Below are 24,440 nucleotides of genomic sequence, written 5' to 3'. Positions count from 1 at the left end.
GAACAGCGCAGGTCGGGCCGCCATGCGGGAGCACCTGCGCCTATGCATAAAAAAGAATTACCTCGCGCCCAAGACCTGGCCGAGCGAGCCTTCGCCAACCTTGAACGCTTTTTGCACATTGAAGCGGTCAGCGGCATCGTTCTGTTGATTGCCGCAGTCGCTGCATTGATCTGGGCGAATTCCCCGGCTGCCGACAGTTATGAAGCCCTTTGGCATACGCCGTTGACGTTCGGCGTGGGCTCGCATGTCTATTCGCAGTCCCTGCACTTCTGGATCAATGATGGCTTGATGACCATCTTTTTCCTGGTCGTGGGCATGGAGATCCGCCGCGAGATCCACGAGGGCGCGCTGTCCAGCCTGCGCCAAGCCACGCTCCCCATGGCAGCCGCTGTCGGCGGCGTAGCCGTGCCTGCACTCCTCTACCTGAGTTTTGGTCACGCGCCAGCAGACCAACAAGGTTGGGCAGTGCCAACGGCGACGGATATCGCCTTTGCGGTGGGCGTACTGGCACTGCTCGGCAAGTCGATCCCGTCCAACGTACGTGTGTTTCTCCTCGCCCTGGCAATCATCGATGACATCATCGCAGTCCTGATCATCGCGTTTTTCTATTCAGGCGGCCTTGATTACACCGGTTTCGGCGTTGCACTGATCGGCCTGCTCATGGTGATCGGGCTTCAGAAGATCGGTGTGGGTTCAGCCTTCGCCTATGTCATTCCTGGCGCGATCGTCTGGCTGGGCATCTTGTTGACCGGCGCCCACCCGACTCTCGCAGGTGTTGTGCTAGGCCTGATGACACCTGTCACCGCAATGCCCATGCGTGAGCGCCCGCTGGATGCCATTACCCGCTTCACCGGCGAATTGCTGGGGCGCGCCAAGGCGCCTGAGCAAGATGCCAGCGACCTCATTGATCCTTTGAAACGGCTGCGCCTGGCCCAGCGCGAACTGCTGCCGCCGGTAGTGCGCATGCAAGGCACCCTGCACCCTTGGGTAGCCTACGGCATCATGCCCGTGTTTGCCTTGGCCAATGCCGGGGTAAGCCTTTCGGGTGTCGACCTGTCCGCTGAAGGCCCCCAGTGGGTCATGATCGCCGTCGCTGTCGCCCTGGTCGCAGGAAAGCCCTTGGGCATCGTCAGCGTCAGCTGGCTGATGGTCCGCCTGGGCTGGTGCGAGCTTCCCTCCGAGGTCAACTGGCGTAGCATCATGCTGGTCGGGCTGCTGGCCGGCATCGGTTTCACCATGTCGATCTTCATCGCCAACCTCGCTTTCGTCGACCCTGGCTCACTCGGGGCAGCGAAACTCGGCGTGCTATCCGCATCATTGATCGCGGCCGTGCTGGGTTTGGCCTGGGGGATGTGGAGCATGCGCAAGGCAGCGCCTGCTACCAAAGCAAGTTCGGCCACCTAGCCACATTCTGGCACTGGCGGTCCGTTGCATGTGGGCAAACGGATCGCCACGCCTGGCACGACTACAACCTGTGTCGGGTAGGCCTGCCAGGGAAAACACGCCATACTCACGGCTTTCCAAGTCAGCCATGTGTGGACCATGCCCGAACCTACCCGTCCTGCACCTTCACTCTCCCGCCGTTCAAGCTGGCGAGAATGGCGTCAGCGACTGGCGTTCTGGATCGGGGCATTGCTGGTGGGGCTGGTTGCGCTGGCATTCGCCTGGCTTGCCGACGCGGCGTTCGCTTCGTTCAAGCGCTTGCTGGAATGGGCACCCTGGTCACCTCTTCTCATCACTCCGCTTGGTTTCGCGCTCCTGGCTTATCTGACGCAACGGTGGTTTGAAAACGCCAAGGGTAGCGGCATTCCCCAAGTCATAGCCGCCCTGGAAATGCCCTCTCGCCGCCTGCGCGCCCGATTACTCTCGCTCCCTGTGGCTGCCGCCCGCATGAGCCTGACGTTGGGCGCCCTGCTGGTCGGCGGTTCGGTTGGCCGGGAAGGCCCGACCGTCCACATCGGCGCCGCTGTGCTCTATTCCTTTGGCCGACGTTTAGGCCTGCACGGCCGGCGCACCATCGCTGGCCTGGTGCTCGCCGGAGGCGCCGCGGGTATTGCGGCAGCCTTCAATACACCGTTAGCGGGGGTAGTCTTTGCCATTGAGGAATTGAGCCGCACGTTCGAGCAACGTTTCAGCGGCTTGGTGCTCACTGCGGTGCTGATCGGTGGGGTCGTCACGCTGGGGCTGATGGGCCATTACGCCTATTTTGGAGAAATCAGCGGTCGAATGCCGGTGGGCTGGGGCTGGAGCGTCGTGCCTGCCTGTGCTGTGCTGGGCGGGCTGCTGGGTGGTTTTTACGCCAAGCTTGTGCTGCCCACCGACAAGGGCCTACTCGGCCGGGTCTGTACGTTACGCGGACGCTATCCGGTGCGCTTTGCTGCCATCTGTGGCTTGCTGCTGGCCACGTTGGGGCTCGTCTCTGGCAATCATGTATTCGGCACCGGGTACGAAGAAACGCGTGCGTTGCTGGAGGGGCAGCCAATCACGGACACAAGCTTTCTCCTGTGGAAGTTTCTGGCCAACGTCGCGTCCTATCTTTCCGGGATTCCTGGCGGGCTCTTTTCGCCTTCGCTGAGCATCGGCGCCGCCTTTGCGCCCCTGTTGAGCTTGCTGCCCGATGTTGATCCCCAGGCAGGCGCTCTACTTGGTATGGGCGCATACCTGGCCGGTGTGACACGCTCGCCACTGACCGCCTCGGTCATCGTGCTTGAACTGACACACAGCCCGGACCTGGCCATTCCCATGTTGGCAGCGACACTGATGGCGGCGGCCATCTCTGGATGGGTGTCTCCGGTCTCGCTTTACCATGCCTTGGCCAAGCAGATTACCGACAAGCTTCATGCTGCCGCGTCTTCTTCCACAGAACCCGCCGCTAGCCAAGCGAGCGCTACTGAAAAACCTTGAGCGGCACCAAGCCTGCCCTGCCAGAGGTTAACGGTAGTCAGGTAGCGGAACTGTCCGGGGGAGATGGGGCTCCCGATGGCGTTCCCATGGTCGGCTTTTCTATACCCCAAAAACGCAAAAAGCCCTGAATAATCAGGGCTTTGAATATGGCGGAAGCGTAGAGATTCGAACTCTAGGATAGTTGCCCATCGACGGTTTTCAAGACCGTTGCCTTAAACCACTCGGCCACGCTTCCAGCTCGTTTTGCGGCCGCCATAATACCTTAATGAAACACGCTGTCAAACTCTCTGTGTCGCGGGTTGCAGGAGCAATGGTAGACTCCTAGCATCTGAACGTCCGAAACCACAGGTTTACCAAGGAGTGTCGCCATGCGCGAACAGGATTACGCCGTCCACCACGGCCAGCAGGTCGAGCAGCAGGAGATCAGCAAGGTCCTGCGCAACACGTATAGCCTACTGGCGCTTACCCTCGCCTTCAGCGGTGTCATGGCTTTCGTTGCCCAGCAGATGCGCGTCGGCTACCCGAACGTGTTCGTGGTGCTGATCGGCTTCTACGGGCTGTTCTTCCTTACCAACAAACTGCGTGATTCGGCCTGGGGCCTGGTGTCCACCTTCGCGCTTACCGGTTTCATGGGCTTCATCCTTGGCCCGATCCTCAACCGTTACCTCGGCATGGCCGGTGGCGCCGAGGTGGTCAGCTCCGCCTTTGCCATGACCGCGCTGGTATTTGGTGGTCTGTCGGCCTACGTGTTGATCACCCGCAAGGACATGAGCTTCCTGAGCGGCTTCATCACTGCTGGCTTCTTCGTCCTGCTGGGTGCTGTCGTTGCCAGCTTCTTCTTCCAGATCAGCGGCCTGCAACTGGCAATCAGCGCTGGCTTCGTGCTGTTCTCGTCGGTCTGCATCCTGTTCCAGACCAGCGCGATCATTCATGGTGGCGAGCGCAACTACATCATGGCGACCATCAGCCTGTATGTGTCGATCTACAACCTGTTTGTCAGCCTGCTGCAGTTGTTTGGCATCATGGGTCGTGATGACTGATTGATTGCCGTGCCGCAAGAAGCCCGCTTCGGCGGGCTTTTTTGTAGGCGTTGGAAATGGGTTGAGTTGCGGGATGTTCGTCGGAAGAGGTTCAGCGCCTGGTAGATCGAGCGCCGCCCGCGCGGCGCATCGCGAGCAAGCTCGCTCCTACATTTGTTTCGGGCCAGAATCGCCTGTGCCTGCGCGCGCGACCGCCCTGTTTGTTCCCCACGATTTCGAGGTGAGCGCCAAGGGGGGCGTGCGCGTCTGCCCCAGAAATAATTGGCCCGAAACAAATGTAGGAGCGAGCTTGCTCGCGATGCTGTACCTGCGCGCGACCGCCCTGTCTGTTCCCCACGATTTCGAGGTGAGCGCCAAGGGGGGCGTGCGCGTCTGCCCCAGAAATAATTGGCCCGAAACAAATGTAGGAGCGAGCTTGCTCGCGATGCTGTGCCTGCGCGCGACCGCCCTGTTTGTTCCCCACGATTTCGAGGTGAGCGCCAAGGGGGCGTGCGCGTCTGCCCCAGGAATAATTGGCCCGAAACAAATGTAGGAGCGAGCTTGCTCGCGATGCGCCGCGCGGGCGGCGCTCGATCTACGCAACACCACAAAAACCAAGGCAGGCGCCTTACCGCCCTGACACAAACGAGCGTAGAACACCTCAGAAAAGCTTGACCGCCAACAGAGGACCTACATCAGTTTCAAACCAATTATGCCTCTAACCGCAATAACTGACCAAAAAGTCAGATAATCAGGCAAATGGTCGCCGATCATGCTGACATCCTGCTTTTCTCTACCGCTATCCATCATCACCCCGTAGAATGCGCTCCTTTTTTCTTCCGGGGCAGCTTTCAGCAATGAGCTCACACGAACACAGCCCAGGCGCAGCGGCGCCTGCCAATGAACTGGTGCTTGGTCTGGAGGACAAGCCACGGCTGTTGATCGGCCTGTTGGCAGCCCTGCAGCACCTGCTGGCGATCATCGTACCTATCGTCACCCCTGGCCTACTGATCTGCCAGGCGTTGGGTGTATCTGCACGTGATACCAATTTGATCGTTTCGATGTCGCTGGTGATCTCGGGTATCGCCACCTTCGTCCAGTGCAAACGCTTCGGCCCATTTGGCGCAGGGCTGCTGATCGTTCAGGGCACCAGCTTCAACTTCGTCGGCCCGCTGATTGCCGGCGGTGCGCTGATGGTCAAGCAAGGCACGCCGGTCGAGGGCGTAATGGCAGCCATTTTTGGCGTAGTAATCGCAGGCTCGTTCGTCGAGATGGGCGTGTCGCGCATCCTGCCCTTCGTCAAACGCCTGATCACCCCGCTAGTGACTGGCATCGTGGTGTTGATGATCGGCCTGACGCTGATCAAGGTCGGCCTGATCAGCATGGGCGGTGGCTTTGGGGCCATGGCCAATGGCACCTTTGCCAATGGCGAGAACCTGCTGATGTCGGGCGTGGTACTGGCGATCATCGTCGTTCTCAACCGTATCCCGGTGGTGTGGATGCGCAGCTGCGCCATCGTCATCGCCCTCGCGGTCGGCTATGCGCTGGCCGGCTTCCTGGGCCGTCTGGACTTTACCGGCATGCACGAGGCCGCGCTATTCCAGGTGCCGACACCGCTGCACTTTGGCCTGGGCTTCTCGTGGGCGCTGTTCATTCCGATGCTGGTGATCTACCTGGTCACTTCGCTGGAAGCCATCGGTGACGTTACCGCCACCAGCAAGGTGTCGCGCCAGCCGGTCGAAGGGCCGGTGTGGATGCAGCGGATCAAGGGGGGCGTGCTGGTCAACGGCGCCAACTCGCTGCTGGCCGGTCTGTTCAACACCTTCCCTAGCTCGATTTTTGCCCAGAACAATGGGGTGATTCAGCTGACCGGTATCGCCAGCCGTCATATCGGTATGTGGATTGCCGTAATGCTGGTGCTGCTGGGGTTGTTCCCGAGCGTTGCCGGGGTGATTCAGGCTGTGCCGGAGCCGGTGCTGGGTGGCGCGGCGATGGTCATGTTTGGCGCGGTTGCGGCGTCGGGGATCAATATTCTGGCCAGCACCCGGCTGGACCGTCGGGCGCTGCTGATTATTGCGGTGTCGTTGGCACTTGGCCTGGGTGTTGCGCAGGTGCCAGAGTTCCTGGCGCACATGCCGGCGGCGATTCGCAATGTGCTGGAGTCGGGTGTGGCTACCGGGGGGATTTGTGCGCTGGTGCTGAACTGGTTCTTGCCGGAGGGCAAGGAGCAGGCTTGAACCTTGAGCGTGAATGACTGGCCCGCGCCCGCTTGCACAAGCGGGCGCGGGCTTTTTTGCTTTATCATGGCACCATTCCTTTGCATGAGTTAGCCATGAAATTCGCTATCGCGGTGTTCTCCCCGGCCCACGCGCCCTCTTCGCGGCGCGCCCTGCGTTTCGCCGAGGCGGTGCTGGCCGGCGGGCATGAGATTGCCCGGCTGTTCTTCTATCAGGACGGGGTGCACAGTGCCTCGGCCAACGTGGTCGCCCCCCAGGACGAACTGGACGTGGCTGGCCAGTGGCGCACGTTCATACAGGCCCACCAGCTGGACGCCGTGGTGTGTATCGCCGCCGCCCTGCGCCGTGGCGTGCTCGACGAAGCCGAGGCCAACCGCTACCAGCGCCCGGCCGTGAACCTGCCCAAACCCTGGGAACTGTCGGGGCTAGGCCAACTGCACGAGGCCGCGCAAGTGGCCGATCGCCTTGTCTGCTTCGGAGGCGACTGATATGGCCAAGTCCCTGTTGATCATCAGCCGTCAGGCACCGTGGAATGGCCCATCTGCCCGCGAGGCGCTGGACATCGCCCTGGCCGGCGGCGCGTTCGACCTGCCGTTGGGCATGCTGTTCCTCGACGATGGTGTGTTCCAGCTCGCGCCGGACCAGCAACCCGCCGCCGTGCAACAGAAGAACCTGGCCGCCAACCTGCAGGCGCTGCCGATGTTCGGCGTCGAAGAACTGTTCGCCTGCAACCACAGCCTGGCCCGCCGGGGCCTGGCAGCCGAAACCCTGGCGCTGCCGGTGCAAGTGCTCGATGACGCAGCGTTGGCCGCGCTGATAGCTCGCTTTGACCAGGTGGTAACGCTCTGATGAAGACCCTGCATGTAATTGCCCATTCCCCGTTTGGCGACGAGCGCCTGGCCAGCTGCCTACGCCTGCTCGGAGCCGAAGATGCCCTGCTGCTGTGCGGTGATGCCGTGTATGCCCTGCGCAGCGGCAGCGAGCCGTATGGCACTCTGCAAGCCGCCGGCCTGGCCCAGCGCCTGTTCGCCCTGGACGAGGATGTACAGGCCCGCGCGGTCGGCAACGACCTGGCAAAGACCGTGGACTACGCCGGGTTCGTCGAACTGTCGCTGCAATACGACAAGGTCAACAGCTGGCTATGAATACGCTCACCGTTGGCGATCAGGCGATCGCCCTGGACAAGGATGGCTTCCTGGTCGACCTGCATGACTGGTCCCGGGACGCCGCCGAGGCTTTAGCCATGCGCGAAGGTATCCCGTTGACGGCAGACCACTGGGAAATCCTCGAACTGCTCCGCCAGTTCTACCAGGAATACCAGCTGTCTCCGGCCACGCGCCCGCTCATCAAGTACACGGCCCTCAAGCTGGGCCCTGAAAAGGGCAACAGCCCGCACCTGAACCGCCTGTTCAACGGCACCCCCGCCAAACTTGCCGCCAAGCTGGCGGGCCTGCCCAAGCCGACCAACTGCATATGACCGAACCTCGTCCCCTCACTCTGGAACCCCCTGCCGAACACCCGTTCGCCGAATTCGTGCGCATTCTCGGCAAAGGCAAGCGCGGCGCGCGCGGCCTGACACGCGAAGAGGCCCGCGCAGCCATGACCCTGCTGCTGGAAGGCAAGGTCGAAGACACCCAGCTCGGTGCCTTCCTCATGCTGCTGCGGCACAAGGAAGAAAGCGCCGAAGAGCTGGCCGGCTTCACCGAGGCCCTGCGCGCCCACCTGCAGGCGCCGCGCATCGCCGTTGACCTGGACTGGCCCACTTACGCCGGCAAGAAGCGTCACCTGCCCTGGTACCTGCTGGCGGCCAAGTGCCTGGCCAACAATGGCGTGCGCATCCTGATGCACGGCGGCGGCGCACACACTGCCGGGCGTATGTACACAGAGCAACTGCTCGGCCTGCTGCAGATTCCGCTGTGCCGCGACTGGGCCGCCGTCGGCAACGCTCTGGACCAGCATCAACTGGCATTCTTTCCGCTGCACGACTGGGCGCCGCAGTTGCAACGCATGATCGACCTTCGCAACACACTGGGCCTGCGCTCGCCCATACATTCGCTGGCGCGAGTGCTTAACCCGCTGGGCGCTCGCTGTGGATTGCAGAGTATCTTTCACCCTGGTTACCAGGCAGTACACCGCGAGGCCAGCCGCCTGCTGGGCGACCATGCCGTGGTGATCAAGGGAGATGGCGGCGAAATCGAGGTCAACCCCGATGTCATCAGCCATCTCTACGGCACCACGGCAGGTGAAGCGTGGGATGAAGAGTGGCCAGCGCTGAGCGAACGCCGCCATGTCAAGCCGCCCAGCTTGCAGGCCCAACACTTGCTGGCGTTCTGGCGTGGCGAAGTAGAAGACAGTTATGGCGAAAAGGCCCTGATCGCGACCATGGCCCTGGCCCTGCGTGGTTTGGGACAGCACCGTGAGCAGGCGTTCGTAACAGCGCAAGGCTACTGGGACACTCGAGATAGATCGATTTAGCCGATAATAGAACCCCGATCTTTGCGCTATTTCTTCGAACGATTTTCCCTAGACTGGGCTCCAACGACAAACAACTTGTTTCAGGAGCTCACCATGGGCCTATTGATCGATGGCCGCTGGCACGACCAGTGGTATGAAAACGGCAAAGACGGCACGTTCAAGCGAGAGAACGCCCAGCGCCGCAATCAGTTGCCCGCGCCCGAGGCAGGCCGCTACCACCTGTACGTGTCGCTGGCCTGCCCATGGGCCCACCGCACCCTGATCTTTCGCGCGCTGAAAGGCCTGGAGCCATTGATCGACGTGTCGGTGGTCAGCTGGCTGATGCAGGACCATGGCTGGACCTTCGACCAGCAGCAAGGCTCCAGCGGGGACCACCTCGACGCCCTGCAGTATCTGCATCAGCGCTACACCCAGGATGACCCGCACTACACGGGGCGCGTGACGGTACCTGTGCTGTGGGACAAAAAAGAGAAGCGCATCGTCAACAATGAGTCGGCGGAAATCATCCGCATATTCAACAGCGCATTCAACGAGCTGACTGGCAATACCCTGGACCTTTACCCCGCATCGCTGCGCCCGAGCATCGAAGCATTGAACGAGCGCATCTACCCGGCAGTGAACAATGGTGTGTACCGCGCAGGCTTTGCCACCACGCAAGACGCCTACGAGGCTGCCTTTGACGATGTGTTCAACGAGTTGGATTACCTGGAAGCCTTGCTAGGCCGCAATCGCTACCTGGCGGGTGAGTACCTGACCGAGGCTGATGTACGCCTGTTCACTACACTGGTGCGCTTCGACGCCGTGTACCACGGGCACTTCAAGTGCAACCTGCGCCGCCTGAGCGACTACCACAACCTGTCGAACTGGCTGCGTGAGCTGTACCAATGGCCTGGGGTGGCAGGTACAGTGAACATGGAGCATATCCAGAAGCACTATTACATGAGCCACAAGACCATCAACCCGAACGGGATTGTGCCTAAAGGGCCATTGCAGGACTTTGGCTTGCCGCATGATCGAGAGCGGTTGGTGGGCAAAGGGATTTGGCAGGCTTGAGAAAGCCGGGGCTGCTTTGCAGCCCCAACGATTTCAGCTGTTCTGCGAACCTTCGAACCAGGCCAGCTTGTCACGCAACTGCACCACTTCCCCCACAATCACCAGGGTCGGCGCATGCACCTCATGCTGGGCCACCAGGTCTGGCAAGTCCGCCAAGGTACCGGTGAATACTCGCTGATTACGCGTGGTCCCCTGCTGCACCAACGCCGCCGGGGTACTCGCGGCACGCCCATGGCGAATCAGCTCGGCACAGATGGTCGGCAAGCCCACCAACCCCATGTAGAACACCAAGGTCTGCGCCGGCGCCACCAGGTCATTCCACGGCAGGTTGCTGGTGCCATCCTTGAGGTGCCCGGTGACAAAGCGCACCGACTGGGCATAGTCGCGGTGAGTCAGCGGAATGCCGCCATACGCGGAGCAGCCGCTGGCCGCCGTAATGCCCGGCACCACCTGGAACGGAATGCCATGCCCGGCCAGCTCTTCGATCTCTTCGCCGCCCCGGCCGAAGATGAACGGGTCGCCACCCTTCAGGCGCAGCACCCGCTTGCCCTGCCGGGCCAGGTCGACCAACAGGCGGTTGATCTGGTCCTGCGGCACTGAATGGTCAGCGCGGCGCTTGCCTACATAGATGCGCTCGGCATCACGACGACACATATCGATGATGGCGGGCGCAACCAGGCGGTCGTACAGCACCACGTCGGCCTGCTGCATCAGGCGCAAGGCACGGAAGGTCAGCAAGTCCGGATCACCCGGGCCTGCACCAACCAAATACACCTCACCGCCCTGCTGCACCGGTGCGCCGTCTACCATCGCCTGCAACAGACGTTCGGCTTCAGCACCCTGCCCGGCCAGCTGACGCTCGGCGATCGGCCCCTGGAATACGGTCTCCCAGAAGCCTCGACGCTGGTTGACATCCGGGTACAGGGATTTGACCTTGTGCCGAAAGCGTGCCGCCAGCCCGGCCAACTCACCATAGGCCGAAGGGATCCACGCCTCGAGCTTGGCTCGAATCAGGCGCGCCAGTACCGGGGCGTCACCGCCGCTGGAAACAGCAATAACCAGCGGCGAGCGGTCTACGATCGCCGGGAAGATCACCGTACACAGGGCCGGCGCATCCACCACATTGACCGGCAGGCTAAGTGCCTGCGCATCAGACGACACCTGGGCATTCAGCCCTGGGTCGTCGGTGGCCGCGATCACCAGTCGGCAGCCGACCAGGTCGGCTGCCTGATAGCCACGCACCAGCACCTCACCGCCACCTTCCCGGGCCAACGCGGCCAACTGGCCGTCGACGTCCGGCGCCACCACGCGCAGCACGCCGCCGGCATCGGCCAGCAGGCGCGCCTTGCGCAAGGCGATCTCACCGCCACCGACGACCAGCACGCGGCCGCCCTGCAGCTTGTGGAACAGCGGCAGGTAATCCATTTAGCGGATGACCTCGACGCCGCCCATGTACGGTTTCAGCACTTCCGGCACCAGGATCGAACCGTCGGCCTGCTGGTAGTTTTCCAGCACAGCAACCAGGGTACGGCCTACGGCCAGGCCGGAGCCGTTGAGCGTATGTACCAGCTCCGGCTTGCCGGTTTCCGGGTTGCGCCAGCGAGCCTGCATGCGGCGCGCCTGGAAGTCGCCGCAGTTGGAGCACGAGCTGATTTCGCGGTACTTGTCCTGGCTTGGCACCCACACTTCCAGGTCGTAGGTCTTCACCGCACCAAAACCCATGTCGCCAGTGCACAGGGCCAGCACGCGGTATGGCAGTTCCAGCAGCTGCAGCACGCGCTCGGCATTGGCGGTCAGGCCTTCCAGGGCTTCCATCGACTTGGACGGCTCTACCACCTGCACCATCTCGACTTTATCGAACTGGTGCTGGCGGATCATGCCGCGGGTGTCACGGCCGGAAGCGCCGGCTTCGCTGCGGAAGCAAGGGGTATGGGCAACCAGTTTCAGCGGCAGCTGCTTGGCGTCGAGGATTTCACCTGCCACCAGGTTGGTCAGCGACACTTCGGCGGTCGGGATCAGGTAGAAGTCAGCCTCGCCATCGCGGGTGATCTTGAACAGGTCTTCCTCGAACTTCGGCAACTGGCCAGTGCCCTGCAGCGCCGGGGCCTGCACCATATACGGGGTGTAATGTTCCTCGTAGCCATGTTCGCCGGTGTGCAGGTTGATCATGAACTGCGCTAGGGCGCGGTGCAGACGGGCAACCGGACCACGCAGTACAGCAAAACGAGCGCCGGACAGTTTGGCAGCCGCTTCGAAGTCCAGGCCACCGCTGATTTCACCAAGGGCCACATGGTCCTTGATTTCGAAGTCGAACGCCTTCGGCGTGCCCCAACGGCGCACTTCGACGTTGTCGTCCTCGCTGGCACCGACCGGTACGCTGGCGTCCGGCAGGTTGGGAATGGTCAACAGGATGCCATCCAGCTCGGCCTGAATGGCGTCCAGCTCGGCCTTGCCGGCAGTCAGTTCGTTGGCCATGCGCTCGACATCAGCCATCAGCGGGGCGATGTCTTCGCCCTTGGCCTTGGCCTGGCCGATAGACTTGGAACGGGCGTTACGCTCAGCCTGCAGTTGTTCGGTGCGGGTCTGCACCGCCTTGCGGCGCTCTTCCAGTGATTCGATGCGCGCGACATCCAGGCTGAAGCCACGGGAGGCCAGGCGGTCCGCCACTTCCTGAAGTTGGCCGCGTAACAGTTTGGAATCGAGCATATCGTTCTCTCGTTATATGTAGGTGTTGGTTCAGAATCGGGTCAGGGACAGGCCAGCCCAGGTTGCGAGCAGCCCGCCCACCACGCTGATACTGGTATAGCCCAAGGCAAGGGGCACTTGCCCGCTTTCCATCAGGCGCACGGTATCGAGCGAGAAGGAGGAAAAGGTCGTCAGGCCACCGAGAAAGCCGACAATCAGGCCGGCGCGCAATTCGACCGGCGCCAGCGGCTTGTGCAAGAACAAGCCATAGAGCAAGCCGATCAACAGGCAGCCAACCAGGTTGACCGCCAGCGTACCGACATAGAAGTGCCGTGGCCAGTGGGCCGCTACCCAGTTGGTGGTAGCAAAGCGCAACAAGGTGCCGGCGATACCTCCCGCGCTGACCGCGGCGATGAGTGCAATCACGGTTTTCTCCGCTGGCGAGGGCTGTTGCGGTCAAGGTCGGCCAGGTGGCGCAGTTTCTCGCCAATTTTCAGTTCCAGGCCACGGGGCACCGGCTGATAGTACTGGCGCGGCTCCAGCTCGTCGGGGAAGTAATCCTCACCGGCGGCGTAGGCGTCGGGTTCATCGTGGGCATAGCGGTACTCGTCGCCATAGCCCAACTGCTTCATCAGTTTGGTCGGGGCATTGCGCAGGTGCAACGGCACCTCCAGCGAACCGTGCTCGGCCGCTTCGCGCAGGGCAGTCTTGAAGCCCACGTACACCGCGTTGCTCTTGGGCGCACAGGCCAGGTAGGTGATGGCCTGGGCCACCGCCAACTCGCCCTCAGGGCTGCCAAGGCGCTCCTGCACATCCCAGGCTGCCAGGCACAGGCTAAGCGCACGCGGGTCGGCATTGCCGATGTCCTCGCTGGCCATGCGCACCACGCGGCGGGCGATGTACAGCGGATCACAGCCGCCGTCGAGCATGCGGGCAAACCAGTACAGGGCGCCATCGGGGTTGGAGCCGCGCACCGACTTGTGCAGCGCGGATATCTGGTCGTAGAACGCCTCGCCACCCTTGTCGAAACGGCGGCGACTGTCACCCAGCAGGCTCTGCAGCATCTCGACGTCGATCTCGCTGCCGTCTTCAGCCAGGTCCGAGGCATTCTCGAGGAAGTTGAGCATGCGCCGGCCATCGCCGTCGGCGGCGGCCATCAGCATCTTGAAGGCGTCGTCGCCCACCCGCAGGTTACGCTTGCCCAGGCCACGCTCTTCTGTCAGCGCACGGTTGACCAGCTTGCGCAGAGCCGCTTCGTCCAGGCTCTTGAGCACATACACCCGCGCCCGTGACAGCAGCGCGTTGTTCAGCTCGAACGAGGGGTTTTCGGTGGTGGCACCGATGAACAGCAGGGTGCCGTCCTCGACATAGGGCAAAAAGGCGTCCTGCTGCGACTTGTTGAAGCGGTGCACCTCGTCAACGAACAGGATGGTGCGACGGCCATACTGGCCAGCCTGCTGTTTGGCCACCTCCACCGCCTGGCGGATCTCTTTCACCCCGGCCAGCACCGCCGACACCGTTTCGAAGTGCGCATCACAGAACTGCGCCAGCAACCGCGCCAGCGTAGTCTTGCCGACCCCGGGCGGCCCCCAGAAGATCATCGAGTGCAGCGCGCCTTGTTCCAGGGCCTCGCGCAGCGGTTTGCCGCGCGCCAGCAGGTGCTCCTGGCCGACGTACTCATCCAGGCTGGACGGGCGCAGGCGGGCGGCCAGAGGCTGGGCGACGGGTTCGCTTCGAAACAGGTCCATGGCGAGCTCTGGTTACTCCTTGATCACGTCCGCGCCCTTGGGGATGTCGAACTTGAACTTGCTGTCCGGTACCGCCTGGTTGGCCTTGACGCCATTGAACAGGATGTTGGTGCGCTGGCCGACGCTGTCGATCAGTTGCATGTCATTGATCAGGCCTTTGCGGAACGACACGCGCAGCGAGTCGAACAGGGTGTCCTTTGTCTTTGGCTTGAGGGTGAAGTCCATCACTTCGCCCTGCTCCTTGGACGCGATATCAAAGCTCTGGCTGATCTTCGACACGTCACCGGACAACAGCAGGGCTGGGGTCTGGTTCAGGCGCACGTCGAGCTTCTTGATGGTGGCCTGCTCCAGGTCCGGGTCCCACAGGGTGACGTTCTTGCCATCCGACACCACCACTTGCTCCTGCGGCGCATCGGTATGCCAGTAGAACAGGCCTGGGCGCTTGACCGTCATCTTGCCCGAGGTTTCCTGCAGGCTGACGCCATCGGCGCCCAGGGTCAGTTGGGAGAAGTTGGCCTCGATGGTCTGCGACTTTTCCAGCAACTGGGTCAGGCGTTGTACGTCTTGCTCACCGGCATAAGCAGTAACCGAGCCCAGGGTAAGGGCAGAAACCAACAGCATGCGAATCGCGCGCATGGGAATCCTCATTGAGCGTTGAAAAGGCCGGGCGCCACCGTTGGCGCCCGGCAGGGTGTTCATCAGTCGCGCGGGCCGCCCGGGGCTATCACTTCCCGCGAGCCGTTGCTGTTCATCGGGGTGACAACGCCGGCCATCTCCATCGACTCGATCATGCGCGCGGCACGGTTGTAGCCGATCTTCAGCTTGCGTTGCACGGCAGAAATGGAGGCACGACGGCTCTCGAGCACGAATTGCACCGCTTCATCATACAGCGCGTCGGTTTCGGCATCGTCACCGTCGCCACCACCGCCGCCGCCATCAAAGCCGCTACCGGCTTCTTCAACGCCGTTGAGAATGTCGTCGTTGTAGTCCGGGGCACCACGCAGCTTCCACGCCTCGACCGTGCGGTGCACTTCGTCGTCGGACACGAACGCGCCGTGTACCCGGATCGGCAGGCTGGTGCCCGGCGGCATGTACAGCATGTCGCCATGGCCCAGCAGCTGTTCGGCACCGCCCTGATCGATGATGGTACGCGAGTCGATCTTGCTCGACACCTGGAACGCCATACGGGTCGGGATGTTGGCCTTGATCAGGCCGGTGATCACGTCCACCGACGGGCGCTGGGTGGCGAGGATCAGGTGGATACCCGCCGCTCGCGCCTTCTGCGCGATACGGGCGATCAGCTCTTCGACCTTCTTGCCGACGATCATCATCATGTCGGCGAATTCGTCCACCACCACCACGATGGTCGGCAGGGTTTTCAATGCAGGCGGCTCATCATCCATGCTCTCACGGCGATACAGCGGGTCGTGGATGATTTCGCCTGCTTCCTGGGCGTCCTTGATCTTGCGGTTGAAACCGGCCAGGTTACGCACGCCCATGGCCGCCATCAGTTTGTAGCGCCGCTCCATCTCCGCCACGCTCCAGCGCAGGGCGTTGGCGGCGTCCTTCATGTCGGTGACCACCGGGCACAACAGGTGCGGGATGCCTTCGTAGATCGACAGTTCAAGCATTTTCGGGTCGATCATGATCAGCCGCGCGTCTTCCGGGCTGGACTTGAACAGGATCGACAAAATCATCGCGTTCACACCCACCGACTTACCGGAGCCGGTCGTACCGGCTACCAACAGGTGGGGCATCTTGGCCAGATCGGTGATCACCGGCTTGCCGCCAATGTCGTGGCCCAGCGCCAGCGTGACGGGCGATTTCTGCTCGTCGTACTGCGACGTGGCCAGCACTTCGGAGAAGCGCACCATCTGGCGGTTTTCGTTGGGTATCTCGATACCCACCGTGGTCTTGCCAGGGATGACCTCGACCACTCGCACACTGGTCACGGCCAGCGAGCGCGCCAGGTCCTTGGCCAGGTTGGCGATGCGGCTGACCTTCACGCCGGCGGCCGGCTGAATTTCGTAACGGGTAATCACCGGGCCGGGGTGGATCGAATCCACCGTCACTTCAACACCGAACTCCTTGAGCTTGATTTCCAGCAACTGACCGACGCCGGCCAGGGATTCTGGCGAATACTCGATCTTCTTCTGCTCGGCCGGGTCGAGAATGGAAATCGAAGGCAAGGTGCCCTCCACGGCGCTGTCGACAAACAGCGGCGCCTGCTTTTCCTTCATCGCCCGCTTGCTCGGCTCCGGCGCCCTGGCGGCTGACGGCGGCACAATGGTGGGCGCCGGGTGCTGCTGGCGGGGCACCACGGTTTCACGCGGCGTCAATGCCTCAGGCGCCGTTTCACGCGGCGGTACAATCGGTTCGCGTGCAAGGGTCGGCTCAACCGGCTGGGCGGGTTTTTCTTCACGCTTGAGGATGCGCTCGCGCAGCGACGGCTTGGCCGGCTCGCGCGTCTCGGCAGCCATTGGCGCAGCCTTGAACACCGGCTCGTCCTCGCGCAGCTGTGCCTCAAGGCGCTTGCGCTCGTTGCGCGCATCCCACCAGCGGGTGGCCGCGCCCTGCACCAGTTCGAGCAGGTCGAGGGTGATCTTGCCTGTCAGGTCCATCACCTTGAACCACGACAGGTCGGTGAAGACGGTCAGGCCGAACAGGAACAGGGCAATGAACATCAGCGTGCTGCCCTGCACGTTCAGCAGGTTGCGCGCCAGATCACCCAGGCTTTCGCCCAACGCACCACCGGCGGAGAACGGCAGGCCGGCTGACGGATGGAAGTGGATATGTGCCAGCGCCGCCCCCGACAGCACCAGGAACACCAGGCCAATCAGCCGCCAGGAGAACAGCCAGCCGCTCCAGTCCCACGGCTGGTGGCGTTCGCGGAAAATCTGCCAGGTCTTGACCGCCAGCAGCAGCGGGAAAATATAGGCGAAGTAACCCAGCACCATGAACAGGATGTCGGCAAAGTAGGCACCGGCACGCCCGGCAGCATTCTGCACCTGGTCGACGTTGCTGGTGTGGCTGAAGCCCGGGTCCGAGGTGTCGTAGGTCAGCAGCGCCATCCACAGGTACAGGCACAGGGCGCCGACAGCGATCAACGCACCTTCCTTGAGGCGATAATGCAGCTGCTGCCGCCACAGTGGCACAGGCAATGGAGCTGGAGTTGCGGTGGATTTCTTCAAAACGCGTCTATTCCTGCGCGTGGTGCGCGTCCAATAGTGATCGGCCGCTGCGCGACCAACGAACCACTACTTTTAACATTACTGCCCGCCAGCCGCCATGGCGGCACGCCGTATGGGGGTTTGGCCGGAGGCGAATTCGTATAGCTGCAATTTGAGCACGCATTTTCTTTTGTGACAAAGGCTTATGCTGTGTTTTTGCACAGGTGTGACAGCAAATGTAGCGGATGGTGCCTGCGGTTTGATGAATGTGTAGGAAATTGCCTAAATTGCCGTGCCCCTCTGTAGGGGTAGCCTTGTGCAGGGTACCGCGCCGGCGTTGAGGCACCCAAAGAGATTGACCCCGCTTTTGACCCAAGCCATGCTGCCCTCTCCCCTCCCCCACCGCACGATAGACCATGCTCACCTGGCTGACCCGCGATTCGCTGACCTTCCCACCCCTGGAAAAGGCGCTGCACGACCCCAACGGCCTACTGGCCGCCGGCGGTGACCTGAGCCCCGAGCGCCTGGTGCAGGCGTATCGCCACGGCTGCTTCCCGTGGTACCAGGACGGCCAACCGATCCTGTGGTGGTCACCTGACCCGCGCACGGTGTTGTTGCCTGACCAGCTGCATGTGTCGCGCTCGCTGGCCAAGCTGATGCGCCAAGGCCGCTACCAGGTCAGCTTCGACACCGACTTCCCGGGCGTGATCGCCGCCTGCGCCGCACCACGCGATTACGCTGACGGCACCTGGATCACCGACACCATGCGCAACGCCTACTGCGAGCTGCACCGCCGCGGAATCGCTCATTCGGTTGAAGTTCGCCAGGACGGCGAACTGGTCGGAGGCCTTTATGGCCTGGCCATGGGCCAGCTGTTCTTTGGCGAATCGATGTTCAGCCGCGCCGACAACGCCTCCAAGGTCGGTTTCGTGACCTTGGTCAACCACCTGCGAGACGCCGGCTTCGTGCTTATCGACTGCCAGATGCCCACCAACCACCTGCACAGCCTGGGCGCCCACGCCATCAGCCGTGCCGAGTTCGCCAACTACCTGGCACGCCACCTTGACCAGCCCAACAGCGCTTCATGGGTTGCCTAGGCGAGTTCCCGTAGCTGGCTTACACTTAAAACAAAGTCTCACCGAAGGGGTTGATCATGACAGAGTTGGCGCGGTTGAAGTTCTATGCCACTCAGCCCCACTCCTGCAGCTATCTGCCGGAAGAGCAGGCGACCACACTGTTCCTCGACCCCAGCCAGCCGATGGACGTACATGTGTACGCCGATTTGTCGGAAATGGGCTTTCGTCGCAGTGGCGACCACCTGTACCGCCCGCACTGCCAGAACTGCAACGCCTGTGTGCCGGCGCGCATCCCGGCGGCGCGCTTCATCCCCAACCGCCAGCAGCGGCGCATTCTCAAGCGTAACGCCGACCTGACCGTAACCGCAGCACGCCCGGCGTTCAGGGAAGAGTATTTCGAGCTGTACCGGCGCTATATCGAAACGCGCCACGCCGACGGCGACATGTACCCGCCCAGCCGCGATCAGTTTTCCACCTTCCTGGTGCGCGACCTGCCGTTCTGCTGGTTTTACGAGTTTCGCCTGGAAGGCCGGTTGATGGCGGTGGCAGTGTGCGACCTGCTGCCCAATGGCCTGTCGGCGGTATACACCTTCTACGAGCCGGACGAGGAGCGCCGCAGCCTTGGCCGTTTCGCCATTCTCTGGCAGATCACCGAAGCGCTGCGCCAGAACCTGGACGCGGTTTACCTGGGCTACTGGATCAAGAACTGCAAGAAGATGAACTACAAGACGCAGTACCGGCCTATCGAGCTGCTGATAAACCAGCGCTGGGTCACCCTCAACTGAAAGCATTGGCTTGACACGCAGTTTTCCGGCATAATCCACGCCACTTTTTTGCCCGGTGCGGATATGCGTCGGGCTAACACTGGATCCGAGGGCTCAACTGCATGTCGAAAGAAGACAGCTTCGAAATGGAAGGTACTGTCGTCGACACCCTGCCCAACACCATGTTCCGCGTGGAGTTGGAAAACGGGCACGTCGTAACCGCGCACATCTCCGGAAAGATGCGCAAGAACTACATCCGTATTCTCACTGGCGACAAGGTCCGCGTCGAGCTGACGCCGTACGACCTGAGCAAGGGCCGCATCACCTACCGTGCGCGCTAAGCTCAAGCCATGAAAAAGCCCGGCCAGGTGCCGGGCTTTTTTGTGCCTTATGAAATTGCAAGGGGCCGCCAAGCAGCCCCTGCACATCACGCGACCTCAGCCGTGGTCTCGAAGTCGAACACAAGTTCGCCATCGCGCAGGTCGACGTGCACCACGCCACCGTGCTCGGCCAGCTCGCCAAACAGGATCTCCTCGGCCAAAGGCCGCTTGATCTTGTCCTGGATCAGCCGCGCCATTGGCCGCGCACCCATCTGCACGTCATAGCCCGACACCGCCAGCCAACCGCGCGCTTCATCGCTGACTTCCAGCAGCACACGCTTGTCTTCCAACTGCGCCTGCAGTTCGATAAGGAACTTGTCGACGATGCTTTTGATCGTCTCCGTGCTCAGGCGGCCAAACTGGATGATGGTGTCCAGACGGTTGCGGAACTCTGGCGTGAAGCTTTTGCGGATCACTTCCATGGCATCGGACGCATGGTCCTGATGGGTGAAGCCGATCGACGCCCGCGCCGCGGTTTCTGCACCGGCGTTGGTGGTCATGATCAGGATCACGTTACGGAAGTCGGCCTTGCGCCCGTTGTTGTCGGTCAGGGTCCCGTGGTCCATCACCTGCAGCAGCAGATTGAAGACTTCCGGGTGGGCCTTCTCGATTTCGTCGAGCAACAATACGCAGTGCGGCTGTTTGGTGATCGCCTCCGTCAACAAGCCACCCTGGTCAAAACCGACATAACCCGGCGGCGCACCAATCAAACGCGACACGGTGTGACGCTCCATGTACTCAGACATGTCGAAACGCACCAACTCCACACCCAGCGCCTTGGCCAGCTGCCGTGCCGCTTCGGTCTTGCCGACGCCGGTAGGGCCGGCGAACAGGAACGAACCCACCGGCTTGTCTGGCGACTTGAGGCCGGCACGGGACAGCTTGATCGCGGTGGCCAGCGAGTCGATTGCCTGGTCCTGGCCAAACACGGTCAGTTTCAGGTCGCGCTCAAGGTTACGCAGCAATTCCTTGTCGGAACTGGTGACATGCTTCGGCGGAATACGCGCAATCTTGGCGACGATGTCCTCCACTTGCGGCACATCGATGCGCTTGACGCGATTGGCCTCCGGCTGCAGGCGCTGGTAAGCGCCAGCCTCGTCGATCACATCGATGGCCTTGTCAGGCATGTGCCGGTCATTGATGTAGCGCGAGGCCAGTTCGGCGGCGGCGCGCAGGGCTTCGTCGCTGTACTCGATGTTGTGGTGGCTTTCGAAACGCCCTTTCAGGCCGCGCAGAATGCCCACGGTGTCTTCGACCGATGGTTCGCTGACATCCACCTTCTGGAAGCGACGCGCCAGGGCGCGATCCTTCTCGAAGATGCCGCGAAACTCCTGGAACGTGGTCGAACCGATGCAGCGGATTTCACCCGACGACAGCAGCGGCTTGAGCAGATTGGAGGCGTCCATCACCCCGCCCGACGCCGCACCGGCACCGATGATGGTGTGAATTTCGTCGATGAACAGGATGGCCTGCGGACGCTTGCGCAGCTCACCGAGCAGCGCCTTGAAGCGCTTCTCGAAGTCACCACGGTATTTGGTACCGGCCAGCAAGGCGCCCAGATCGAGGGAGTACACCACGCTCTGCGCCAGCAGGTCGGGCACCTGACCATCGACGATGCGCTTGGCCAGGCCTTCGGCGATGGCCGTCTTGCCCACGCCTGCCTCACCCACCAGCAGCGGGTTGTTCTTGCGCCGGCGGGCCAGGATTTGCGCCACACGCTCCACTTCCTGCTCGCGACCGACCAGCGGGTCGATGCGGCCGGCACGGGCCAGCTCGTTCAGGTTGCTGGCGTAGGCGTCCAGCGGGTTGCTCGAAGAGGAGGTTTCACCGCCCTCTTCGTCCTGCATGTCCTGGTCGCTTTCAGATTGCGCACCATGCCCTGGCACCTTGGAGATGCCATGGGCGATGTAGTTGACCACGTCGATACGGGCCACGCTCTGCTGCTTGAGCAGGAACACGGCCTGGCTTTCCTGTTCGCTGAAGATCGCCACCAGCACGTTGGCGCCGGTCACTTCGCGCTTGCCAGAGCTTTGCACGTGGAACACGGCACGCTGCAGCACGCGCTGGAAGCCCAGGGTCGGCTGGGTTTCACGGTCTTCGTCGTTCACAGGGATCAACGGCGTGGTGGAATCGATGAACTCTTGCAGGTCGTGCTTGAGCTTGTCGAGATTGGCGCCACAGGCGCGCAGAACGGTCGCGGCAGCCTCATTGTCAAGGAGTGCCAGCAGCAGATGTTCGACGGTCATGAACTCATGACGCTTCGAACGGGCCTCCTTGAAGGCAAGATTGAGGGTGACTTCGAGCTCGCGGTTTAACATAGCTTCACCTCATACCCAAGTGGTCGGCGATTAACCGTCCTTCTCGATTTCACAGAGTAGCGGATGCTGGCTTTCCCTGGCGTATTGGTTGACCTGCATAGCCTTTGTTTCGGCGATGTCACGGGTAAACAATCCGCACACTGCCCGCCCTTCGGTATGGACGGTCAGCATGATCTTGGTCGCCAGCTCGCGGTTCAGACTGAAGAACGTCTCGAGCACTTCGACGACGAAATCCATTGGCGTGTAGTCATCGTTGAACAAAACCACCTTGTACATCGGTGGCGCCTGCAGGATCGGCTTGGCTTCCTGGACTGCAAGACCTGAGCCGTCGTCCTCATTCGATTGCGGGCGATCCTGATTGAATGTTAGTCGAATCTCACTAGGTGCATGCATGGAAAGAATTTCATCATGAGCGTCAGGTTAAGGTTGCGGGTTGACTGCACAGGCCACCGCCAGCGCAGGCGCCGCGTGACCTTGACTATCGGCAAAACGGTGTTACAACCAATAAGAACCCACCGTGGGCGATAAAGATCCGCGCAGTCAACCAGATTTTTCGCAAGGTTCGTATGCGGATGAAGTGGATGATACTCCAGTGATGGAGTCCTTTGCAGAGGGACATAGGGATGGCAAGCGGTAAAGTCAAGTGGTTCAACAATGCCAAGGGCTATGGATTCATCAATGAGGAAGGTAAATCCGATGACCTGTTCGCCCATTATTCCGCCATCCGAATGGACGGATACAAAACCCTGAAGGCAGGCCAGGCCGTGGTATTCGACATCGTCCAGGGCCCGAAAGGCTTGCACGCCATCGAAATCAAGGATGCTGCGGCCGCCGCGGCAGAGACTGCCAGATCCATCGGCGAGCCGCAAAGCGAAACCGCAAAAGCCTGACTGCCTGCACTGTGCCGGTATACGAAACAACCGGCCGCTTCTTTACAGAAGGCGGCCGGTTTTCTGTTGTTTCACATGTGCTTGATCATTTCGTCGCCAAAGCCTGAGCTGCTTACCAGCTTGGCGCCGTCCATCAGGCGCTCGAAATCGTAGGTCACGGTCTTGGCCGCAATGGCGCCATTGGTGCCCTTGATGATCAGGTCCGCAGCCTCGGTCCACCCCATGTGGCGCAGCATCATCTCTGCCGAGAGGATCACCGAGCCCGGGTTGACCTTGTCCTGCCCGGCATACTTGGGTGCAGTGCCGTGAGTGGCCTCGAACATGGCCACGGTGTCGGACAGGTTGGCGCCCGGTGCAATGCCGATACCGCCCACTTCCGCCGCCAGGGCATCGGACAGGTAGTCACCGTTGAGGTTGAGGGTGGCGATCACGTCGTACTCGGCCGGGCGTAGCAGGATCTGCTGCAGCATGGCATCGGCAATGGCGTCCTTGACGATGACCTCGCGGCCGGTCTTGGGGTTCTTGAACTTCATCCACGGGCCGCCATCGAGCAGTTCAGCGCCGAACTCGTCACGCGCCACCTCGTACCCCCAGTCCTTGAAGGCACCCTCGGTGAACTTCATGATGTTGCCCTTGTGCACCAGGGTCAGCGATTCGCGGTCGTTATCCACAACGTATTGCAGGGCCTTGCGCACCAGTCGCTTGGTACCCTCCTTCGACACCGGTTTGACACCAATGCCGCAGTCCTGGTCAAAGCGGATCTTGGTGACACCCATTTCCTCTTTAAGAAACTTGATCACCTTGTCCGCCTCGGGCGATCCGGCTTTCCACTCGATGCCGGCATAGATGTCTTCGGAGTTCTCGCGGAAGATCACCATGTCAACATCGCCAGGCTTTTTCACCGGGCTCGGCACACCCTGGAACCACAGCACCGGCCGCAGGCACACATACAGGTCCAGTTGCTGGCGCAGGGCCACGTTGAGCGAGCGGATGCCACCACCGACCGGGGTGGTCAGCGGCCCCTTGATCGATACCACATAATCCCGCACGGCATCGAGGGTTTCCTGTGGCAGCCAGGTATCCTGGTCATACACCTGGGTGGCTTTCTCGCCAGCGTACACCTCCATCCAGGCAATCTTGCGCTTGCCGCCGTAGGCCTTCTCCACGGCGGCATCGACCACCTTGATCATCACCGGCGAGACATCGACGCCGATTCCGTCGCCCTCGATGTAAGGAATGATCGGATGATCAGGCACATTAAGCGAATGATCTGCATTGACGGTGATCTTGGCGCCGTCGGTCGGAACCTTGATTTTCTGGTATCCCATGCTTGCACTACTCCGCTGTCGGGTGTGGTTTGGACATCGTGCGATCCACTGAGCCTAAACCACATCTGCCGACCTGCAAGGCATGCGACAACCCGCCACATTGCCGCTTAGTCTTTGGTCTTATAAATGGGCCGATATCACTTGGCCTTGCTGATTAGCCCAAATGGTTTGGTATACTCCGCCGCGACCGAAGGGTCATCGGGGCGAATCCCAGGAAAATGCGGACCGCCCTAGGCCATGAATGGCCACTAAGCCTGGGTTGTTACCGCACCCCAGCACTTGACGCTCGACTGATGCATCCACCATCACCGCTCGCAGCCTCTCGACTTTCCGCTCATGGCGCTGCCAGGGCGATGCGCCTACCCTGCGCACCACGAGACTCGAGCACGCTCA

24 protein-coding genes and 1 tRNA gene are annotated in these 24,440 nt (G+C 61.7%); 15 read left to right on the top strand and 10 right to left on the bottom strand.

The features are described from left to right. Positions 1–42 precede the first annotated feature (42 nt). Both nhaA and GST84_09350 read left to right on the top strand, forming a co-directional pair. On the top strand, positions 43–1,404 hold the full coding sequence (gene nhaA / locus GST84_09355; protein ID XGB12561.1) for a Na+/H+ antiporter NhaA: 1,362 nt from the start codon (positions 43–45) through the stop codon (positions 1,402–1,404). 228 nt (positions 1,405–1,632) lie between these two features. Continuing rightward, positions 1,633–2,904 carry a chloride channel protein gene (locus GST84_09350; protein ID XGB15738.1) on the top strand — a complete coding sequence of 424 codons (1,272 nt, stop codon included), beginning with the start codon at positions 1,633–1,635 and terminating at the stop codon, positions 2,902–2,904. 147 nt (positions 2,905–3,051) lie between these two features. Here GST84_09350 and GST84_09345 read toward each other — a convergent pair. Continuing rightward, a tRNA-Ser gene (locus GST84_09345) sits at positions 3,052–3,139 on the bottom strand. 133 nt (positions 3,140–3,272) lie between these two features. On the opposite strand from GST84_09345, the gene GST84_09340 reads away from it, so the two are divergent. The 9 genes from GST84_09340 (at position 3,273) to GST84_09300 (ending at position 9,688) form a co-directional block, all read left to right on the top strand. Beyond that, positions 3,273–3,944 (top strand): FtsH protease modulator YccA, encoded by a 672-nt coding sequence (locus tag GST84_09340; GenBank protein ID XGB12560.1) that lies wholly within the window; start codon positions 3,273–3,275, stop codon positions 3,942–3,944. A gap of 289 nt (positions 3,945–4,233) precedes the next feature. After that, positions 4,234–4,476 (top strand): hypothetical protein, encoded by a 243-nt coding sequence (locus GST84_09335; protein ID XGB12559.1) that lies wholly within the window; start codon positions 4,234–4,236, stop codon positions 4,474–4,476. A 304-nt stretch (positions 4,477–4,780) separates the two neighbouring features. Further along, on the top strand, positions 4,781–6,160 hold the full coding sequence (locus GST84_09330; protein XGB12558.1) for a xanthine permease XanP: 1,380 nt from the start codon (positions 4,781–4,783) through the stop codon (positions 6,158–6,160). A 95-nt stretch (positions 6,161–6,255) separates the two neighbouring features. Further along, entirely contained in the window at positions 6,256–6,648 is a 393-nt protein-coding gene (gene tusD / locus GST84_09325) for a sulfurtransferase complex subunit TusD (GenBank protein XGB12557.1), read from the top strand. A gap of 1 nt (position 6,649) precedes the next feature. Then, on the top strand, positions 6,650–7,009 hold the full coding sequence (gene tusC / locus GST84_09320) for a sulfurtransferase complex subunit TusC (protein ID XGB12556.1): 360 nt from the start codon (positions 6,650–6,652) through the stop codon (positions 7,007–7,009). Then, positions 7,009–7,305 carry a sulfurtransferase complex subunit TusB gene (dsrH, locus tag GST84_09315; protein XGB12555.1) on the top strand — a complete coding sequence of 99 codons (297 nt, stop codon included), beginning with the start codon at positions 7,009–7,011 and terminating at the stop codon, positions 7,303–7,305. Before tusC ends, dsrH begins: the two co-directional genes overlap by 1 nt. Continuing rightward, positions 7,302–7,637: a TusE/DsrC/DsvC family sulfur relay protein gene (tusE, locus tag GST84_09310; GenBank protein ID XGB12554.1), complete on the top strand. Its 336-nt coding sequence runs from the start codon at positions 7,302–7,304 to the stop codon at positions 7,635–7,637. Before dsrH ends, tusE begins: the two co-directional genes overlap by 4 nt. Further along, positions 7,634–8,635, top strand: a complete 1,002-nt coding sequence (locus tag GST84_09305; GenBank protein ID XGB12553.1) for a glycosyl transferase family protein — start codon at positions 7,634–7,636, stop codon at positions 8,633–8,635. Before tusE ends, GST84_09305 begins: the two co-directional genes overlap by 4 nt. Positions 8,636–8,728: 93 nt before the next feature. Next, positions 8,729–9,688 carry a glutathione S-transferase family protein gene (locus tag GST84_09300; protein ID XGB12552.1) on the top strand — a complete coding sequence of 320 codons (960 nt, stop codon included), beginning with the start codon at positions 8,729–8,731 and terminating at the stop codon, positions 9,686–9,688. Positions 9,689–9,721: 33 nt separating this feature from the next. On the opposite strand, the gene cobA is transcribed toward GST84_09300, so the two are convergent. The 6 genes from cobA to GST84_09270 all read right to left on the bottom strand — a co-directional run bounded on the left by cobA (position 9,722) and on the right by GST84_09270 (position 17,276). Then, entirely contained in the window at positions 9,722–11,113 is a 1,392-nt protein-coding gene (cobA, locus tag GST84_09295) for a uroporphyrinogen-III C-methyltransferase (protein ID XGB12551.1), read from the bottom strand. Then, on the bottom strand, positions 11,114–12,394 hold the full coding sequence (gene serS, locus GST84_09290) for a serine--tRNA ligase (GenBank protein XGB12550.1): 1,281 nt from the start codon (positions 12,392–12,394) through the stop codon (positions 11,114–11,116). It lies immediately after the preceding gene. A 30-nt stretch (positions 12,395–12,424) separates the two neighbouring features. Then, positions 12,425–12,799, bottom strand: a complete 375-nt coding sequence (gene crcB, locus GST84_09285) for a fluoride efflux transporter CrcB (protein ID XGB12549.1) — start codon at positions 12,797–12,799, stop codon at positions 12,425–12,427. After that, positions 12,796–14,121 (bottom strand): AAA family ATPase, encoded by a 1,326-nt coding sequence (locus tag GST84_09280; GenBank protein ID XGB12548.1) that lies wholly within the window; start codon positions 14,119–14,121, stop codon positions 12,796–12,798. The genes crcB and GST84_09280 overlap by 4 nt, the downstream gene beginning before the upstream one ends. Positions 14,122–14,133: 12 nt before the next feature. After that, positions 14,134–14,757, bottom strand: coding sequence for an outer membrane lipoprotein chaperone LolA (lolA, locus tag GST84_09275; GenBank protein XGB12547.1), 624 nt, complete (start codon positions 14,755–14,757; stop codon positions 14,134–14,136). Between the two features lie 62 nt (positions 14,758–14,819). Continuing rightward, positions 14,820–17,276: a cell division protein FtsK gene (locus GST84_09270; GenBank protein XGB15737.1), complete on the bottom strand. Its 2,457-nt coding sequence runs from the start codon at positions 17,274–17,276 to the stop codon at positions 14,820–14,822. 431 nt (positions 17,277–17,707) lie between these two features. Here GST84_09270 and GST84_09265 point away from each other — a divergent pair, with 431 nt between their 5' ends. The 3 genes from GST84_09265 (at position 17,708) to infA (ending at position 19,472) form a co-directional block, all read left to right on the top strand. Beyond that, positions 17,708–18,388, top strand: coding sequence for a leucyl/phenylalanyl-tRNA--protein transferase (locus GST84_09265; protein ID XGB12546.1), 681 nt, complete (start codon positions 17,708–17,710; stop codon positions 18,386–18,388). A 56-nt stretch (positions 18,389–18,444) separates the two neighbouring features. Then, complete coding sequence (locus GST84_09260; protein ID XGB12545.1) at positions 18,445–19,152, top strand: arginyltransferase; 708 nt, start codon at positions 18,445–18,447, stop codon at positions 19,150–19,152. A 101-nt stretch (positions 19,153–19,253) separates the two neighbouring features. Then, positions 19,254–19,472: a translation initiation factor IF-1 gene (gene infA, locus GST84_09255; protein ID XGB12544.1), complete on the top strand. Its 219-nt coding sequence runs from the start codon at positions 19,254–19,256 to the stop codon at positions 19,470–19,472. 86 nt (positions 19,473–19,558) lie between these two features. On the opposite strand, the gene clpA is transcribed toward infA, so the two are convergent. Then, on the bottom strand, positions 19,559–21,829 hold the full coding sequence (gene clpA / locus GST84_09250) for an ATP-dependent Clp protease ATP-binding subunit ClpA (GenBank protein XGB12543.1): 2,271 nt from the start codon (positions 21,827–21,829) through the stop codon (positions 19,559–19,561). A gap of 30 nt (positions 21,830–21,859) precedes the next feature. Then, entirely contained in the window at positions 21,860–22,222 is a 363-nt protein-coding gene (gene clpS / locus GST84_09245) for an ATP-dependent Clp protease adapter ClpS (GenBank protein XGB12542.1), read from the bottom strand. A 230-nt stretch (positions 22,223–22,452) separates the two neighbouring features. Between clpS and cspD the strand changes: the two genes are divergently transcribed. Continuing rightward, a complete protein-coding gene (gene cspD / locus GST84_09240) occupies positions 22,453–22,719 on the top strand; it encodes a cold shock domain-containing protein CspD (protein ID XGB12541.1) in 267 nt (88 codons plus the stop codon). Positions 22,720–22,790: 71 nt separating this feature from the next. Here the strand turns inward: cspD and GST84_09235 are convergent, their stop codons facing one another. Further along, positions 22,791–24,047, bottom strand: a complete 1,257-nt coding sequence (locus GST84_09235) for an NADP-dependent isocitrate dehydrogenase (protein ID XGB12540.1) — start codon at positions 24,045–24,047, stop codon at positions 22,791–22,793. Positions 24,048–24,440 lie beyond the last annotated feature (393 nt).

Source organism: Pseudomonas putida (assembly GCA_041879295.1).
In the GTDB taxonomy this organism is placed as follows: domain Bacteria; phylum Pseudomonadota; class Gammaproteobacteria; order Pseudomonadales; family Pseudomonadaceae; genus Aquipseudomonas; species Aquipseudomonas putida_Y.
Note: the sequence above shows the minus strand (reverse complement) of the source record. Positions and strands in the feature narration are given on the sequence as shown.

Bases quoted from the DNA above. Each gene is read 5' to 3' on its own strand.
- GST84_09265 (XGB12546.1), top strand. From the start codon at position 17,708: ATGCTCACCTGGCTGACCCGCGATTCGCTGACCTTCCCACCCCTGGAA.
- GST84_09260 (XGB12545.1), top strand. From the start codon at position 18,445: ATGACAGAGTTGGCGCGGTTGAAGTTCTATGCCACTCAGCCCCACTCC.
- tusD (XGB12557.1), top strand. From the start codon at position 6,256: ATGAAATTCGCTATCGCGGTGTTCTCCCCGGCCCACGCGCCCTCTTCG.
- serS (XGB12550.1), bottom strand. From the start codon at position 12,394: ATGCTCGATTCCAAACTGTTACGCGGCCAACTTCAGGAAGTGGCGGAC.
- GST84_09330 (XGB12558.1), top strand. From the start codon at position 4,781: ATGAGCTCACACGAACACAGCCCAGGCGCAGCGGCGCCTGCCAATGAA.
- GST84_09235 (XGB12540.1), bottom strand. From the start codon at position 24,047: ATGGGATACCAGAAAATCAAGGTTCCGACCGACGGCGCCAAGATCACC.
- clpS (XGB12542.1), bottom strand. From the start codon at position 22,222: ATGCATGCACCTAGTGAGATTCGACTAACATTCAATCAGGATCGCCCG.
- nhaA (XGB12561.1), top strand. From the start codon at position 43: ATGCATAAAAAAGAATTACCTCGCGCCCAAGACCTGGCCGAGCGAGCC.
- lolA (XGB12547.1), bottom strand. From the start codon at position 14,757: ATGCGCGCGATTCGCATGCTGTTGGTTTCTGCCCTTACCCTGGGCTCG.
- GST84_09300 (XGB12552.1), top strand. From the start codon at position 8,729: ATGGGCCTATTGATCGATGGCCGCTGGCACGACCAGTGGTATGAAAAC.
- tusC (XGB12556.1), top strand. From the start codon at position 6,650: ATGGCCAAGTCCCTGTTGATCATCAGCCGTCAGGCACCGTGGAATGGC.
- GST84_09280 (XGB12548.1), bottom strand. From the start codon at position 14,121: ATGGACCTGTTTCGAAGCGAACCCGTCGCCCAGCCTCTGGCCGCCCGC.
- GST84_09305 (XGB12553.1), top strand. From the start codon at position 7,634: ATGACCGAACCTCGTCCCCTCACTCTGGAACCCCCTGCCGAACACCCG.
- tusE (XGB12554.1), top strand. From the start codon at position 7,302: ATGAATACGCTCACCGTTGGCGATCAGGCGATCGCCCTGGACAAGGAT.
- cobA (XGB12551.1), bottom strand. From the start codon at position 11,113: ATGGATTACCTGCCGCTGTTCCACAAGCTGCAGGGCGGCCGCGTGCTG.
- clpA (XGB12543.1), bottom strand. From the start codon at position 21,829: ATGTTAAACCGCGAGCTCGAAGTCACCCTCAATCTTGCCTTCAAGGAG.
- GST84_09340 (XGB12560.1), top strand. From the start codon at position 3,273: ATGCGCGAACAGGATTACGCCGTCCACCACGGCCAGCAGGTCGAGCAG.
- dsrH (XGB12555.1), top strand. From the start codon at position 7,009: ATGAAGACCCTGCATGTAATTGCCCATTCCCCGTTTGGCGACGAGCGC.
- infA (XGB12544.1), top strand. From the start codon at position 19,254: ATGTCGAAAGAAGACAGCTTCGAAATGGAAGGTACTGTCGTCGACACC.
- cspD (XGB12541.1), top strand. From the start codon at position 22,453: ATGGCAAGCGGTAAAGTCAAGTGGTTCAACAATGCCAAGGGCTATGGA.